Origin of the sequence: Arthrobacter sp. 08Y14, from assembly GCF_002929455.1 — a bacterium.
Taxonomy (GTDB): domain Bacteria; phylum Actinomycetota; class Actinomycetes; order Actinomycetales; family Micrococcaceae; genus Arthrobacter_B; species Arthrobacter_B sunyaminii.
The window spans coordinates 424,509-440,177 of the sequence record NZ_PJIX01000001.1 but is presented as its reverse complement, the minus strand read 5'-3'; the positions used below and the strand labels follow the sequence as shown (position 1 = coordinate 440,177).

Here is a 15,669-nt window from a genome sequence, read left to right as displayed (position 1 = left end):
GGGCTGAGGGGGGGGGAAAACATCGACAAGGGAGAACCATGGAAATGGAAGAAGGCCTGTTCCAGGACAGCCATGTAATCGAACGGCTGGATGCCGCGGAAGCCTCGCAGGACCAAATTTCCGCGGAGATCGATTCGATCCATGCCTCCTACCGCAAAACGGTTGACGACGGCGGTACGGAGGAGACCCAGCCCCGCGTGGACTTCCAGCCGTACCGCAGCTCCCTTCTGCGCCACCCCACCAAGGATCCGCACCACGCGGACCCCGAAACCATTGAGCTGTGGTCCCCGGCTTTCGGCCACCAGGATGTCCACGCCCTGGAAAGTGACCTGACCATCCAGCACAACGGCGAACCGCTGGGGGAGCGGATCATTGTCCGCGGACGCATCCTCGACGGCGACGGGCATCCGGTCCGTAACCAGCTGGTGGAAATCTGGCAGGCGAACTCGGCGGGACGCTACATCCACAAGCGGGACCAGCACCCGGCGCCGATCGACCCCAACTTCACCGGCGTCGGACGCTGCCTCACTACTGAGGACGGCTTCTACGAGTTCACCACCATCAAGCCCGGACCGTACCCGTGGAAGAACCACTACAACGCCTGGCGGCCGGCGCACATCCACTTCTCGCTCTTCGGCACCGACTTCACCCAGCGCATGATCACCCAGATGTATTTTCCCGGGGATCCGCTGTTCGCGCTGGATCCGATCTACCAGTCGATCACCGACCAGAAAGCACGGGACCGCCTCGTGGCCGCGTACGACCACAACCTCACCTCGCACGAGTGGGCCACCGGATACAACTGGGACATCGTGCTCACCGGCAGCAACCGCACCTGGATGGAAGAAGAGGACGCAGAGTAATGAGCGAGCAGAAGCTGACAGCCACGCCGGGCCAGACCATCGGCCCGTTCTACGGCTATGCCCTCCCCTTCGAGAAGGACAACCAACTGCTGTCCCCGGGCCTGCCCGGGAGCGTCCGGCTACAGGGTACCGTGACCGACGGCGCCGGGGATCCCATCCCTGACGCCCTGCTGGAAATCTGGCAGGCCGACGCCGATGGAAACATCCCGCAGCGGGCAGGTTCCCTGGTCCGCGACGGCTACACCTTTACCGGCTGGGGCCGCACCGCAGTCGACAACGCCGGCAATTACACCTTCACCACGGTGAACCCCGGTCCCGCGGAAGAGGGAGCGGCACCCTTTATCTCCTTCGTCATTTTTGCCCGCGGCCTGCTGAACAAGCTGCACACCCGGATGTACCTGCCGGACGACGAAGAGGCCCTTGCCCGGGATAGCCTGCTCTCCTCGCTGCCCGAGGAACGCCGCCGGACCCTGATCGCCACCCGTGAGGCGGACGGCGGACTGCGCTGGAACATCAGCCTGCAGGGCCGGGATGAAACCGTTTTCCTGTCCTTCCCCGGAGCCTAACCGGTGCCCGGATCAGTAAGCGCAGCGGACACCGCAGACTACGGGCTGTTGTCCCCGGTGTGGGCAGGCACCACCGGTGCAGGCCAGACTGGTGACCGCCGGATTGTTCAGAAACTGCTGGACGTCGAACTCCAATGGCTGCGCGTCCTGGCCGGCGCGGGCGTTATTGCACCGCAGCTGCCCGACGAGGCCGTCCCCGCCTTCCGTGCCGACCTCTACGACCCGGCGTCCCTGGCAGCCCGCTCCGCCGGGGGAGGTAACCCGGTGATTCCCCTCCTGGCTGACCTGCGCGCCAAGGTGCGCGATATTTCGCCCGCTGCCGCCGAAGCGGTGCACACTGCCGCCACCAGCCAGGACATCCTGGACACGGCACTGATGCTGGTCTCCGCGGACACGCTGGCAGGCATTGCCTCCGATACCCGGCGGACCATGTCTGCCCTGGCCGGTCTCGCCGTCGAGCACCGGCATACCCTCTGCGTGGCCCGGACCCTGACCCAGCATTCGCTGCCCTCCACCTTCGGTCTCCGCGCCGCCCAGTGGCTGCACGGGATCGGGCAGGCGGCGGAGGCACTCGAAACAGCGGCAGCCCGTCTGCCCCTGCAGTGGGGCGGCGGGTCGGGAACGCTTGCGGCCCTGCGCACCGTCGTGGATGCCAGCGGATCAGCGGCAACGCCTCTGGAGCTTGCCGACGAGTTGGCACTCCGGCTGGGACTGGCAGCGCCGGCCGCACCCTGGCAGGGAAACCGGCTGCCCGTCACTGCGGTGGGTGCCGCCCTGCAGGACCTGCTGTCTGCCGCCGGCAAGATCGCCAATGACGTCCTGCTGATGAGCAGGCCCGAGGTGGCAGAGGTTTCCGAGCCGCGGGCGGCTGGCCGCGGGGGATCCTCGGCCATGCCGCAGAAGCGGAACCCGGTGCTGTCCGTGCTCATCCGCAGCGCCGCGCTGGCCGGTCCGGGCTGCGGGGTGGCGCTCCAGACCGCGGCCGGTGCTGCAGACGACGAGCGCCCCGGCGGCTCCTGGCACACCGAGTGGCAGGCACTGCGCTCCCTGCTGCGGCTCGCCTCGGGTGCTGCCGAGAAACTCGCTGAACTCACCGAAGGGCTCACCGTAAACACCGCAGTGCTTCGGGAGAACCTGCTCGCCGCCGGACCGCTGGTGGTCAGCGAACGGTTGATGGCCACCGTTGCCCCGCTGCTGGACGACGACGGCGCCCCAGGCAGCGGCAAGGCCCGCCTTCAGGAGCTGGTCACCGCCGCCCAGACCACGGGGAGCTCTCTGGGCGAAATGCTGCGCGAGGCAGTATCCGCCGATGTGCTGAGCGATGCCGAGCTTGCCGCCCAGCTGGATCCCGCCAACTACGTGGGCGAGGCCTCCGCCCTGATTGACCGCATTCTTGCCGCCTATCCCGTAAGGAGCTCCAGGTGAGCCAGCCCGTCCTCAAAGCCAGCCTCCTCAGCGCCGCCGGCGCGAATGCTCCCGTCCTCATCGCCGGCCCGTCGCTGGGGACCTCCGCCGCGGCGCTGTGGTCCCCGGCCGCAGCCGTGCTGAAGACCTTCACCGTGATCGCCTGGGACCTTCCCGGACACGGCCTCAGCCCCGCAGCCGCCGAGCCGTTCAGCGTGGCGGACCTGTCCGACAGTGTTGCGGCCCTGGTCGCCGCAGCACGTGCCGGCGGCGATATCACAGCGCAGCAGAGCGTGTACTACGCGGGAGTGTCCCTGGGCGGTGCCGTGGGGCTGCAGTTGGGGCTGGACCACTCCCCGGAATTCGAGGGACTGGCGATTCTGTGCTCCGGGGCCAAGATTGGCGACGCCGAAGGCTGGGCAGAGCGCGCCGATACGGTCCGGAACCAGGGCACTCCCGCAGTCCTGGCCGGCTCCGCTGAGCGCTGGTTTGCCCCCGGCTTTATCGACCGGGAACCGGCCGCCTCTGCTGCCCTTTTGCATTCCCTCCAGGACGCAGACCGGTTCTCTTATGCGTTTTGCTGTGAGGCTCTGGCCGAATTCGACGTCCGCGGCAGGCTCGGCGACATCACCCTTCCACTGCTTGCGCTGGCGGGCGAGCAGGACGCGGTCACCCCGCCGTCGTTTGCCGAGTACGTTGCCGAGCACACGCCCAACGGCACCAGCGCCGCCGTCGGGGGCGCCGCCCATCTGCTTCCGGCCGAAAAGCCGGAAGAAACCGCTCACCTGCTGCGCAGCTTCTTTGGTGCCGCATATCAGGAAGGACTGTAGGTTCCATGATTGAGGATGCAGACAAGACCCAGCAGGACGTCTATGACGAGGGGATGGCCGTCCGCCGCGAGGTGCTCGGTGCTGCCCACGTGGACCGCGCGAACGCCGCCAAGGACGAATTCACCGAGGACTTCCAGGAGCTCATCACCAAGTATGCGTGGGGGAGCATCTGGACCCGGCCCGGACTGCCCCGGACCATGCGCAGTGCGATCACGCTCACCGCGCTGATTGCCCACGGGCACACGGAGGAGTTCGCCATGCACGTCCGCTCAGCGCTGACCAACGGGCTGACCCGGGCCGAAATCAAGGAAATCATTCTGCAGTCGGCCATCTACTGCGGCGTTCCGGCCGCCAATTCGGCGTTCAAGACGGCGCAGCAGGTTTTCGCAGAACTCGATGGGTTGGAGAAACGATGAATCAGGCGTACATCTACGACGCAGTCCGCACGCCGTTCGGCAAGTTCGGCGGTGCGCTGGCCGGAGTGCGGCCGGATGACCTGGGAGCGCAGGTCATCCGTGCGGCCCTGGACCGCGCACCAGACCTGGATCCCGCGGCCGTGGACGAAGTGGTCTTCGGCAACGCCAACGGCGCAGGCGAGGAGAACCGCAACGTTGCCAGGATGTCTTCGCTGCTGGCATCGCTGCCCACGTCGGTCCCGGGGACCACCGTGAACCGGCTGTGCGGCTCTTCCCTGGACGCCGCCATCATCGCGTCCCGGCAGATCAACACCGGGGAAGCCGACCTTATGCTCGTTGGCGGCGTGGAATCCATGAGCCGTGCGCCCTGGGTACTCCCGAAAAACGAGAAGGCCTATCCCGCCGGGAACCAGACGCTGGCCTCCACCACGCTGGGCTGGCGGCTCGTGAATCCCGCGATGCCTTCGGAATGGACCGTATCGCTGGGCGAAGCGACCGAGCAGCTGCGCGAGAAATACAACATCACCCGCGACCGCCAGGACGAGTTTGCCGCGAAGTCCCACGTGCTCGCCGCCAAGGCCTGGGACGAAGGCAACTACGCCAACCTGACAGTCGCCGTCGACGGCGTCGCCCTGGAACGCGACGAATCCATCCGCCCCGGCTCGACGGTCGAGAAGCTCTCCACCCTCGTCACCGTGTTCCGCCCCGCCGGAGACGACGCCGCGGGCGGCACTGTGACCGCCGGCAATGCTTCGCCGCTGAACGACGGCGCTTCGGCCGCCTGGCTGGGAAGCGAGGCAGCCGAGGGTCTTCTCGGGCTGCCTCCGCTGGCCCGCATCGCCGGGCGCGGCGCAGCCGCCAACGAACCGCAGTACTTCGGCTACGCGCCGGTCGAAGCCGCTAATCTCGCCCTCAAGCGTGCCGGGATCAGCTGGGGTGACGTGGGCGCCGTCGAGCTCAATGAAGCCTTCGCTGCCCAGTCCCTGGCGTGCCTCGATGCCTGGGACATCGACCCGGACATTGTCAATGCGTGGGGAGGTGCGGTGGCCATCGGACACCCGCTCGGTGCCTCAGGCACCCGAATCCTGGGAACGCTGGCTCGCCGGCTCCAAGCCTCCGGTGAGCGATGGGGCGTCGCCGCGATCTGCATCGGCGTCGGCCAGGGACTGGCCGTAGTGCTCGAAAACTCAACAACCACCGCGAACTAGGGGAAACTGTGCTCAACATTGTGCAGGACGTCGACGAAGCTGTTGCCTCCATCACCGACGGGGCAACCGTCATGATCGGCGGCTTCGGCAAGGCCGGACAGCCCGTGGAACTGATCGAGGCGCTGCTCCGGCAGGGAGCCTCGGACCTGACAGTGGTGAATAACAACGCCGGCAACGGTGAACACGGCCTGGCAGCGCTCATTGGCGCCGGCAGGGTGAAGAAAATCATCTGTTCCTTCCCTCGGCAGTCCGACTCGCAGATCTTCGACGCGAAGTTCCGGGCCGGGGAGATCGAACTCGAGCTGGTGCCGCAGGGCAACCTTGCAGAGCGGATTCGGGCCGCCGGGGCGGGCATCGGCGGCTTCTTCACGCCCACCGGGTACGGAACGATGCTCGCTGAGGGCAAGGAGACCCGGATTATCGACGGCCGGGGCTACGTTTTCGAATCCCCGCTCTCGGCGGACTTTGCGCTGGTCAAGGCACTGCGTGCCGACCGGGCAGGGAACCTCGTCTACCGCAAGACCGCCCGCAACTTCGGTCCCATCATGGCCGCCGCGGCGAAGAACGCCATTGTCCAGGTCCGCGACGTCGTGGACCCGGGGGACCTGGATCCGGAGCACGTTGTCACACCGGGTATTTACGTGAACACGCTGGTGCGCGTGGCAGAGAAAAAGGAGCCGGCAGCAGCATGAACTTTTCAATTGAAGGCACGAGAGCAGAAGGCACGAGAGCAGAAGGCACAGCAGGCGGGACGGAAACCGGGGACCGCCTGGACAAGTTCCAACTCGCGGAACTGGTGGCGCGGGACATCGCACCCGGTTCCTACGTCAACCTCGGGATCGGCCAGCCCACCCTGGTGTCGAACTACCTGGTGCCGGAACAGAGGATTACCCTGCACACCGAAAACGGAATGCTGGGAATGGGGCCCCAAGCGCAGGGCAGCCAGATCGACGGCGACCTGATCAACGCCGGAAAGATCCCGGTCACCGAGCTGCCGGGAGCGGCGTACTTCCATCACGCCGATTCCTTCGCCATCATGCGCGGCGGTCACCTGGACGTCTGCGTGCTTGGCGCTTTCCAGGTTTCGGCCTCAGGAGACCTGGCCAACTGGCACACCGGCGCCGCCGACGCCATTCCCGCCGTGGGCGGGGCCATGGACCTGGCAACCGGAGCCAAGGACGTCTACGTCATGATGTCCCTGTTCACCCGGGAAGGCCTGAGTAAACTCGTCCGGGAGTGCACCTACCCCCTGACGGGAGTGGGCTGCGTGACCCGCGTCTACACTAATGAAGCGGTCTTCCTGCTGAAGGAGGACGGCGTGCACGTGCGGGAAACCCACGGCATCAGCTTCGAGGAGCTGGCCGCCGTGATGGATGTTCCGCTGATCCGCGATCCGGCCGGCGCCTAAGGCCGGCACCGTTATCCACGAGGGAGAAATGAGCGAGACCTCCGCCGCAAGCGGCCAGCACGTCCAGTCGCTGGCGCGCGGCCTAAGCGTGATTCGGTCCTTCGACGCCGACCACGTCAGCATGACCCTGAGCGAGGTTTCCCGCCGGACCGGGCTGACCCGTGCCACCGCCCGGCGGTTCCTGCTGACCCTCGTGGATTTGGGGTACATGCGCACTGACGGCCGCAATTTTGAGCTGACCGCCCAGGTGCTGGGCCTGGGATATTCCTACCTCTCGGGCCAGACCCTGCCGCAGCTGGCGCAGCCCCTGCTGGAAGACCTCTCCCGCACCATCTCGGAGTCCACGTCCGCGTCCATCCTTGACGGCCAGGACATTGTCTACGTCGCCCGGATCCATACCCGGAGGCTGATGCGCGTTGGCATCGCCGTCGGTACCCGGTTCCCCGCCTATGCCACCTCCATGGGGCGGGTCCTGCTGGCCGGCCTGCCGGACGCGGAGCTGGAGCAGTACCTGGCCCAGGTCCAGCCCCGGCCGCTGACGGAACGGACCCTTACCTCCGTCACGGATCTCCGGGAAGAGATAACCCGGGTGAGGGAAGCTGGCTGGGCCATCGTGGACCAGGAACTCGAAGCGGGGCTGCGCTCCGTTGCCGTCCCGGTCCGAGGGCCGGACGGGGATGTGATTGCAGCCATCAATACCTCCATGCAGGCATCGTTGGGGACAGGCGGGAGTACGCTGGAGGAAGCTGTTGCGGAGGTCTTGCCGCATCTGCAGCAGACTGCGGCGAAGATTACCGCCGCGCTGGTCGCCGGGAGCTAGCCTCAGGATGTGATTCTTGCCGCATCGTCAGGCGGGGAAGCTTAAGTCTGTTAGACTAATAATCAATTGTTTGTGTGGCAGTGGATGAAGGACGCTCAGCGTAGCGGGCCTGTTTCCGGGTTGCAGGGTTCCTGTGCAACGAATGCCACACTTTTGCACGCCTACGGTCGCTTTCGGCGAGACTATCGGAGCTTCTCGGGGCATTGCGGAAACGACGACTTAAAGCGCGTCGCCTCGGCTGTTCCGACAGCTGACAGCGGGGCGGAGCAACCAAGAGAACTTATCTCGAGAAAAAACGGAGAACACGAAAGTGCCTACGATTCAGCAGCTGGTCCGCAAGGGCCGGTCACCCAAGGTCTCCAAGACCAAGGCTCCTGCCCTCCAGGGCAGCCCGATGCGCCGTGGTGTCTGCACCCGCGTTTACACCACCACCCCGAAGAAGCCGAACTCTGCACTGCGTAAGGTTGCCCGCGTGCGCCTGAACGGTGGCATTGAAGTGACCGCCTACATCCCCGGTGTTGGTCACAACCTGCAGGAACACTCCATCGTCCTCGTTCGCGGTGGTCGTGTGAAGGACCTGCCCGGTGTTCGTTACAAGATCGTTCGCGGCGCACTCGACACCCAGGGTGTCAAGAACCGCAAGCAGGCTCGCAGCCGTTACGGCGCGAAGATGGAGAAGAAGTAATATGCCCCGCAAGGGTCCGGCCCCCAAGCGGCCGCTCGTACTGGATCCCGTCTACGGCTCCCCGCTGGTCACTCAGCTGATCAACAAGGTTCTCGTCGACGGCAAGAAGTCCACCGCTGAGCGCATTGTTTACGGTGCACTCGCAGGCGCTCAGGAGAAGACCGGGGGAGACCCCGTTGCAGCCCTGAAGAAGGCCATGGACAACATCAAGCCCAGCCTTGAGGTCAAGTCCCGCCGCGTCGGCGGCGCCACCTACCAGGTTCCGGTTGAGGTCAAGCCGGGCCGTGCAACTGCACTGGCCCTGCGCTGGCTGGTTGGCTACTCCAAGGCCCGCCGCGAAAAGACCATGACCGAGCGTCTGCGCAACGAGATCCTGGATGCTTCCAACGGTCTTGGTGCAGCAGTCAAGCGCCGCGAAGACACCCACAAGATGGCTGAATCCAACAAGGCCTTCGCACACTACCGCTGGTAATAAGCCAGGCCGACGGCGGCCACTCCTTCAAGGCCCTGCATTCCGCTTACGGCGGGGTGCGGGGCCCGAAGCAGATAAACGCAGTCGAACCGGCAAAAACCAACTAAGGGAGAAACCGTGGCACTTGACGTGCTTACCGACCTGAACAAGGTCCGCAACATCGGCATCATGGCCCACATTGATGCCGGTAAGACCACCACCACCGAGCGCATCCTGTTCTACACCGGTGTCAACCACAAGATTGGTGAGACCCACGACGGTGCGTCCACCATGGACTGGATGGCACAGGAGCAGGAGCGGGGTATCACCATTACCTCCGCAGCTACCACGTGCTACTGGGACAACAACCAGATCAACATCATCGACACCCCGGGTCACGTTGACTTCACGGTCGAGGTTGAGCGGTCCCTGCGCGTGCTCGACGGCGCTGTAGCCGTTTTCGACGGCAAGGAAGGCGTGGAGCCGCAGTCCGAGACTGTTTGGCGCCAGGCTGACAAGTACAACGTTCCGCGTATCTGCTTCGTCAACAAGATGGACAAGCTTGGCGCAGACTTCTACTTCACCGTGGACACGATCATCAACCGCCTCGGCGCGAAGCCGCTGGTTATCCAGCTGCCCATCGGTGCTGAGAGCGAGTTTGAAGGCGTCGTTGACCTGGTCGAGATGCGTGCACTGACGTGGCGCGGCGACTCCAAGGGTGACGTCACCATGGGTGCCAAGTACGAGGTTGAGCCCATCCCGGCCGATCTGGCCGAAAAGGCTGAAGAGTACCGCGCCGCGCTCATCGAGACCGTTGCCGAAGCCAGCGACGAACTGATGAACAAGTACCTCGAAGGTGAAGAATTCACCACCGAGGAAATCAAGGCCGGCATCCGCCACCTGACCATCAACTCGCTGGTTTACCCGGTGCTGTGCGGTTCCGCGTTCAAGAACCGCGGCGTACAGCCGATGCTTGACGCCGTCGTCGCCTACCTGCCGAACCCGCTGGACGTCCCGAACATCAAGGGCCACGACATCCGCGACGAAGAGGTCATCCTCGAACGCGCCGCTGATGCCAACGCTCCGTTCTCGGCCCTGGCGTTCAAGGTTGTCACGCACCCGTTCTTCGGCCGCCTGACGTACATCCGCGTGTACTCCGGTCACGCTGCTTCCGGCGCCCAGGTCATGAATGCGACCAAGCAGAAGAAGGAGCGCATCGGAAAGCTCTTCCAGATGCACGCCAACAAGGAAAACCCGGTCGAAGAGATCACCACCGGTCACATCTACGCTGCGATTGGCCTGAAGGACACCACCACGGGTGACACCCTGTGCGACCTTCAGAACCCGATCGTGCTGGAATCCATGAGCTTCCCGGAGCCCGTGATTTCCGTGGCCATCGAGCCGAAGACCAAGGGTGACCAGGAGAAGCTCTCCACGGCCATCCAGAAGCTCTCCGAAGAGGATCCGACCTTCCAGGTCTCCCTCGACGAAGACACCAACCAGACGATCATCGCCGGTATGGGCGAGCTGCACCTGGACATCCTGGTTGACCGCATGCGCCGCGAATTCCGCGTCGAGGCAAACGTGGGCAAGCCCCAGGTTGCCTACCGCGAAACCATCAAGCGCGCAGTGGCCAAGCATGACTACACGCACAAGAAGCAGACCGGTGGTTCGGGCCAGTTCGCAAAGGTCCAGATCGCAATCGAGCCGCTGGATACTTCCGAAGGCGTGTTCTACGAGTTCGACAATAAGGTCACCGGTGGCCGTATTCCCCGCGAATACATCCCCAGCGTTGACCAGGGTATCCAGAGCGCGCTCACCGAAGGTGTGCTCGCCGGTTACCCCGTGGTCGGTGTCAAGGCAAGCCTGCTTGACGGTGCCTACCACGATGTTGACTCCTCGGAAATGGCGTTCAAGATCGCCGGACGACAGGCTTTCAAGGAAGCCGCCCGCCTGGCGAACCCTGTACTGCTCGAACCGCTGATGGATGTTGAAGTCCGCACCCCTGAGGAATACATGGGTGAAGTTATCGGTGACATCAACTCCCGCCGTGGCCAGATGCAGTCCATGGAAGACGCCGCAGGCGTAAAGGTCATCCGTGCTCACGTACCGCTGTCCGGCATGTTCGGCTACATCGGCGACCTGCGTTCAAAGACGCAGGGACGCGCCGTTTACTCCATGTCGTTCAACAGCTACGCGGAGGTCCCGAAGGCAGTAGCCGACGAGATCATCCAGAAGACGCGCGGCGAATAAAACCCTGGTTGGTGTTCCGGGGGCAACTTCGGAACACCAGCTGTGTGCAGCGGGCCAAGGCCCAGGCCGGAAGCCCGCTGCATAGCCAGACTGAGCGGCCTCGCCAGGCTGCTGCGGATATACGGCAATTTCATCAAATAAACAGCCCCCAGTAGACTTACATCAGTTTCAGCAGCGAGAAGCGCTGTTGGAGATTGAGTCTTCAACCTTTCTAGGAGGAACCCGTGGCGAAGGCAAAGTTCGAGCGGACTAAGCCGCACGTCAACATCGGCACCATTGGTCACGTTGACCATGGAAAGACGACGTTGACCGCTGCCATTTCGAAGGTGCTTGCTGACAAGTACCCTGATCTGAATGAAAAGCGCGATTTCGCTGCTATCGACTCTGCACCTGAAGAGCGCCAGCGCGGTATCACCATCAACATCTCGCACATCGAGTACCAGACCGAGAAGCGCCACTACGCACACGTAGACGCCCCCGGTCACGCTGACTACATCAAGAACATGATCACCGGTGCAGCTCAGATGGACGGCGCAATCCTCGTGGTTGCCGCTACTGACGGTCCGATGGCCCAGACCCGCGAGCACGTTCTGCTGGCCCGCCAGGTTGGCGTTCCCTACCTGCTGGTCGCACTGAACAAGTCCGACATGGTCGACGATGAGGAACTGCTGGACCTCGTTGAAATGGAAGTTCGCGAACTGCTGAGCTCCCAGGAATTCGACGGCGACAACGCTCCCGTCGTTCGCGTCTCCGGCCTCAAGGCTCTGGAAGGCGACCCGAAGTGGGTTGCTTCCGTCGAAGAGCTCATGGAAGCCGTTGACAACAACGTGCCGGACCCGATCCGCGACAAGGACAAGCCGTTCCTGATGCCGATCGAGGACGTCTTCACGATCACCGGTCGTGGAACCGTTGTCACGGGCCGCGCCGAGCGCGGTACCCTTGCCATCAACTCCGAGGTCGAGATCGTCGGCATCCGTCCGGTCCAGAAGACCACGGTTACCGGTATCGAGATGTTCCACAAGCAGCTTGACGAAGCATGGGCAGGCGAGAACTGTGGTCTCCTGCTCCGCGGCATCAAGCGCGAAGACGTAGAGCGCGGCCAGGTTGTCGTGAAGCCGGGTTCCATCACCCCGCACACCGACTTCGAGGCCAACGTCTACATCCTGTCCAAGGATGAAGGCGGACGCCACAACCCGTTCTACTCGAACTACCGCCCGCAGTTCTACTTCCGCACCACGGACGTAACCGGCGTTATCACCCTGCCCGAGGGCACGGAAATGGTTATGCCCGGCGACAACACTGAGATGACCGTTGAGCTCATCCAGCCCATCGCCATGGAAGAAGGCCTCGGCTTCGCTATCCGCGAAGGCGGCCGCACCGTTGGTTCAGGCCGTGTCACCAAGATCATCAAGTAATTTTTTTACTTGTTGAATCCTCGGTGAGGATCCTGCCTCCGGGTAAGGATACGAACTGAAAAGATGTCCCCGCTGCTCACGCAGCGGGGACATCTTGCTTTAACCGGCCGGCGCCCCGGCAAGCAGGGGAGTTATCCCCATCCGCGGTGCACTCTGTCCTGAAGCCCACGACAGCGCCTCTATGATGTGAAGCAGATTTGCATCGCTTAATGGGGGTTGACGGGCAATGGAGATAGTTGTTGGGGCGGTCCTGGTGCTTATGGGCATCGGCTTCGCCATAGGCTGGTTCTGCCGCGGCCGCGGCTCGCAGGCTTCAGAACCTGCTGTACAGGCACAGGGACATGCTGTACAGGCACAGGCGGCGCCGGTGGCGTCAGAGGCTCTCAGCAAGGCTTTCAATGAAGGCTACCGGGCCGGTTACACCATCGCTTCTGCGGCGCACGGTGCTGGCAGCGAGGCTGCCCTGCGGCAGCCCGTTCTGGAAATTCCCAGACCGCCGGAAACTGCCAGACCGCCGGAAACTCCCCGCCTGGACGGCCCGCCGCCGGAAACTCCCCGCCTGGACGGTCCGCCGCCGGAGGCACTCCGGAATCCCGCTCCGGTGCCGTCCCCGCAGGCCGCGTCGCCGCTGGGCTTCGCGGGGGCTGCCCGACCGGTTCCGTCCTTGTCCACTCCCGCCCGGCCTGCGCCTCCTAGGGCCGTGACTCCGGGGCCCAAGCAACTTGCGGCCCTGAAGGCGGAGGAGGAAGCCCGCAAACACCGCAGGGACCTGCGCAACATCAACATCACCCTGTACGCAGCATGCCTCCTGCTGGTTGCCGCCGCCTCGCTCTTCATCGGCTTGGCAATATCGCAGACCGCGCGGTTTGCGGGCGTGAGCGTTGTTTCCGGCATGTTTTACGCCGGCGGGCTGGCTGTGCATGCCCGCAGTCGGCGGCTGCGGCCAGCCGGAGTCGCCTTTACCGGAACCGGTCTGGCTCTCATCCCTGTAGTGGGCCTGGCATTGAACAACTTTGTGCTCCGTGATGCGCCCCTGGCGTGGCTGGCCACCTCGCTTGTCGGAACCATGGCGTTTGGCTATGCAGCTGCAAAGCTTGACAGCAGGGTTGTTGCCTACCTGTCCATAACCTTCCTGCTCTCGACAGCGCTGGCCTCAGGCGCCGCCCTGCGCTCCGGAATTGTCTGGTACTTTCTCTTCACTGTCCTGTTGGCGACGGTGATCTCCCTGGTGGCCATGCGCCGCCCGGCGTGGCTGAACAACCTGTATCTGGACGCCTTTGTCCGCTCCCACCGCTTCCTGGTTCCCGCCACAGCAGCCGTGGCGGTCCTAACAGCCGCAGAGCTGGGAGGATGGCAGTTCTCCATCCTGTTCCTGTCGTTCGCCTGCTACTACGCCGTTCTGTTCCTGCAGAGCCCGCGGCGGGAACGCCTGATCAATAGCTACGGTTTCCGGATCTCAGCCACGGCAGGACTGACAGTCCTGTCCTACGAGGTTGGCGATGATCTTGGAACCGCTCTCCTTGTCCTTTCCCTGCTCCTGGCGCTCCAAACGGCGGGACTGGCAGCGTGGCGCCGTCACTATGATGCCGTTGGCGGAAAACGATTCTTCGGCGTCGATCTGGTTCTCCTGCTGTGCCTACAAGCCGCTGCCGCAGTTGCTGCAGGAATCGCAGCATCCTTCGAAGGCGGCAGCGGGAGCTTGGCCGCGTTCACCGCCACGTCCGTGCTGGTACTGATCACGTTCATGGTTGCGGCTTGGAAGGTTCCTTTTGTTCCCGCTCCAACAGTTGCCGCGGCGGCACTGCCCGGCTTTATTCCCCGGCTCTTTGACCCTTGGGACGGATCGCTGTGGACGGCCGTCCTGCTGGGCGTGTTGCTAGCGGTCTTCCTGGTCCTGCGCGCTGTCTCCTCGTCCGGCGTGCAGCGCCAGGACTTTATCGTCGGCGCGCGGTGCGCCGCTACCGGCCTGGTACCTGTCCTGTCCGTGGCGGGAATGGAAAGTGCCCGTCTGGATGGGCAGACCGTGTGGGCTTGGACCCTGACCCTGTCTATCGCCGCCGTACTGGTGAACCAGGTGCTGTCCGTTTACCTGCTGGTTTCCGGCCGTCCGGTTCGGTTTGCGGATGCCGTGCTGGGCGGCGCGGCCGGGCTGGTGCCGGTGCTGACGGTGTGGCTGCGGTTCGTGGAGGATCCGGGGACTGTGCTCACGTTGTGCGTGGTGTTCGGTGCGCTGGCGGTGAATGTGCTGACGTCGGTGGTGCTGCGGCGTTTCTTCGCTGCGAGTTCCTGGTTGGAGTGGGTGGGCCCTGGCGGGTTTGCTGCGGCTGCGCTGGTTGGTGCCGGGGTGCTGGGGCTGCGCGGGTATGAGGTGCTTGTCGGTGCGGCTTTGGCGTACTGCGGGTTCATGGCCGTGCGGTGGGCGCGGGTGGAAGTGCGGGGCCGGTACGTGCTGGCAGCCCAGGTGATGCTGACGGTGTTGGCGGCGCTGGTTGTTGCGGACCTTGAGTTGAGCGTGCATGGGGTGTTTGTTGCGGTGGCTGTTTCGGTGGCCGTTCAGCAGGTGGTGCGGACGGTGTTGCAGGACCGGTTCGGCGGTGTGGGACTGGGTCAGCTGGTGCCGGTTGCTCAGTGGGGGAGTATTGCGGTGCTGGCTTTGCTGCCCCTGGCCTACTCCCTCATTGCTGTTCCGGTCCAAAAGTCCACGTACGTGCTGCTGCTGGGAATTGCCATCGGGATGACTCTCTTTATGCAGGCAGCGGCAACGGCACGGATGGTTTCCGGCCGTCCGGTTCGGTTTGCGGATGCCGTGCTGGGCGGCGCGGCCGGGCTGGTGCCGGTGCTGACGGTGTGGCTGCGGTTCGTGGAGGATCCGGGGACTGTGCTCACGTTGTGCGTGGTGTTCGGTGCGCTGGCGGTGAATGTGCTGACGTCGGTGGTGCTGCGGCGTTTCTTCGCTGCGAGTTCCTGGTTGGAGTGGGTGGGCCCTGGCGGGTTTGCTGCGGCTGCGCTGGTTGGTGCCGGGGTGCTGGGGCTGCGCGGGTATGAGGTGCTTGTCGGTGCGGCTTTGGCGTACTGCGGGTTCATGGCCGTGCGGTGGGCGCGGGTGGAAGTGCGGGGCCGGTACGTGCTGGCAGCCCAGGTGATGCTGACGGTGTTGGCGGCGCTGGTTGTTGCGGACCTTGAGTTGAGCGTGCATGGGGTGTTTGTTGCGGTGGCTGTTTCGGTGGCCGTTCAGCAGGTGGTGCGGACGGTGTTGCAGGACCGGTTCGGCGGTGTGGGACTGGGTCAGCTGGTGCCGGTTGCTCAGTGGGGGAGTATTGCGGTGCTGGCTTTGCTGCCCCTGGCCTACT

Annotated in this window: 13 protein-coding genes and 1 pseudogene; all 14 read left to right on the top strand. The window is 64.3% G+C overall.

What is annotated here, in order from left to right:
* The first annotated feature begins 44 nt into the window (after positions 1-44).
* Positions 45-863, top strand: a complete 819-nt coding sequence (pcaH, locus tag CXR03_RS02040) for a protocatechuate 3,4-dioxygenase subunit beta (RefSeq protein ID WP_104102754.1) — start codon at positions 45-47, stop codon at positions 861-863.
* Positions 863-1,429 (top strand): protocatechuate 3,4-dioxygenase subunit alpha, encoded by a 567-nt coding sequence (gene pcaG / locus CXR03_RS02035; RefSeq protein ID WP_104101608.1) that lies wholly within the window; start codon positions 863-865, stop codon positions 1,427-1,429. Before pcaH ends, pcaG begins: the two co-directional genes overlap by 1 nt.
* A 3-nt stretch (positions 1,430-1,432) precedes the next feature.
* The gene (locus CXR03_RS02030; RefSeq protein WP_104101607.1) at positions 1,433-2,854 is read left to right on the top strand and encodes a lyase family protein; all 1,422 of its coding nucleotides are present in this window, start codon (positions 1,433-1,435) and stop codon (positions 2,852-2,854) included.
* A complete protein-coding gene (locus CXR03_RS02025) occupies positions 2,851-3,663 on the top strand; it encodes an alpha/beta fold hydrolase (protein WP_104101605.1) in 813 nt (270 codons plus the stop codon). Before CXR03_RS02030 ends, CXR03_RS02025 begins: the two co-directional genes overlap by 4 nt.
* 5 nt (positions 3,664-3,668) lie before the next feature.
* Positions 3,669-4,079, top strand: coding sequence for a 4-carboxymuconolactone decarboxylase (gene pcaC / locus CXR03_RS02020; protein WP_104101603.1), 411 nt, complete (start codon positions 3,669-3,671; stop codon positions 4,077-4,079).
* Complete coding sequence (locus tag CXR03_RS02015; protein ID WP_104101602.1) at positions 4,076-5,287, top strand: thiolase family protein; 1,212 nt, start codon at positions 4,076-4,078, stop codon at positions 5,285-5,287. Before pcaC ends, CXR03_RS02015 begins: the two co-directional genes overlap by 4 nt.
* An 8-nt stretch (positions 5,288-5,295) precedes the next feature.
* Positions 5,296-5,979, top strand: a complete 684-nt coding sequence (locus tag CXR03_RS02010; protein WP_104101600.1) for a 3-oxoacid CoA-transferase subunit A — start codon at positions 5,296-5,298, stop codon at positions 5,977-5,979.
* On the top strand, positions 5,976-6,695 hold the full coding sequence (locus CXR03_RS02005; RefSeq protein WP_104101599.1) for a 3-oxoacid CoA-transferase subunit B: 720 nt from the start codon (positions 5,976-5,978) through the stop codon (positions 6,693-6,695). Before CXR03_RS02010 ends, CXR03_RS02005 begins: the two co-directional genes overlap by 4 nt.
* A 28-nt stretch (positions 6,696-6,723) precedes the next feature.
* A complete protein-coding gene (locus CXR03_RS02000; RefSeq protein ID WP_104101597.1) occupies positions 6,724-7,515 on the top strand; it encodes an IclR family transcriptional regulator C-terminal domain-containing protein in 792 nt (263 codons plus the stop codon).
* A 310-nt stretch (positions 7,516-7,825) separates the two neighbouring features.
* Positions 7,826-8,200 carry a 30S ribosomal protein S12 gene (gene rpsL / locus CXR03_RS01995; RefSeq protein WP_104052742.1) on the top strand — a complete coding sequence of 125 codons (375 nt, stop codon included), beginning with the start codon at positions 7,826-7,828 and terminating at the stop codon, positions 8,198-8,200.
* Position 8,201: 1 nt separating this feature from the next.
* Complete coding sequence (rpsG, locus tag CXR03_RS01990; RefSeq protein ID WP_104052741.1) at positions 8,202-8,672, top strand: 30S ribosomal protein S7; 471 nt, start codon at positions 8,202-8,204, stop codon at positions 8,670-8,672.
* Between the two features lie 117 nt (positions 8,673-8,789).
* Positions 8,790-10,904 carry an elongation factor G gene (fusA, locus tag CXR03_RS01985; RefSeq protein WP_104101596.1) on the top strand — a complete coding sequence of 705 codons (2,115 nt, stop codon included), beginning with the start codon at positions 8,790-8,792 and terminating at the stop codon, positions 10,902-10,904.
* A gap of 224 nt (positions 10,905-11,128) precedes the next feature.
* Complete coding sequence (tuf, locus tag CXR03_RS01980; protein WP_104052739.1) at positions 11,129-12,319, top strand: elongation factor Tu; 1,191 nt, start codon at positions 11,129-11,131, stop codon at positions 12,317-12,319.
* A gap of 226 nt (positions 12,320-12,545) precedes the next feature.
* Positions 12,546-15,669: pseudogene (locus CXR03_RS18095) on the top strand (hypothetical protein); the annotation flags it as partial.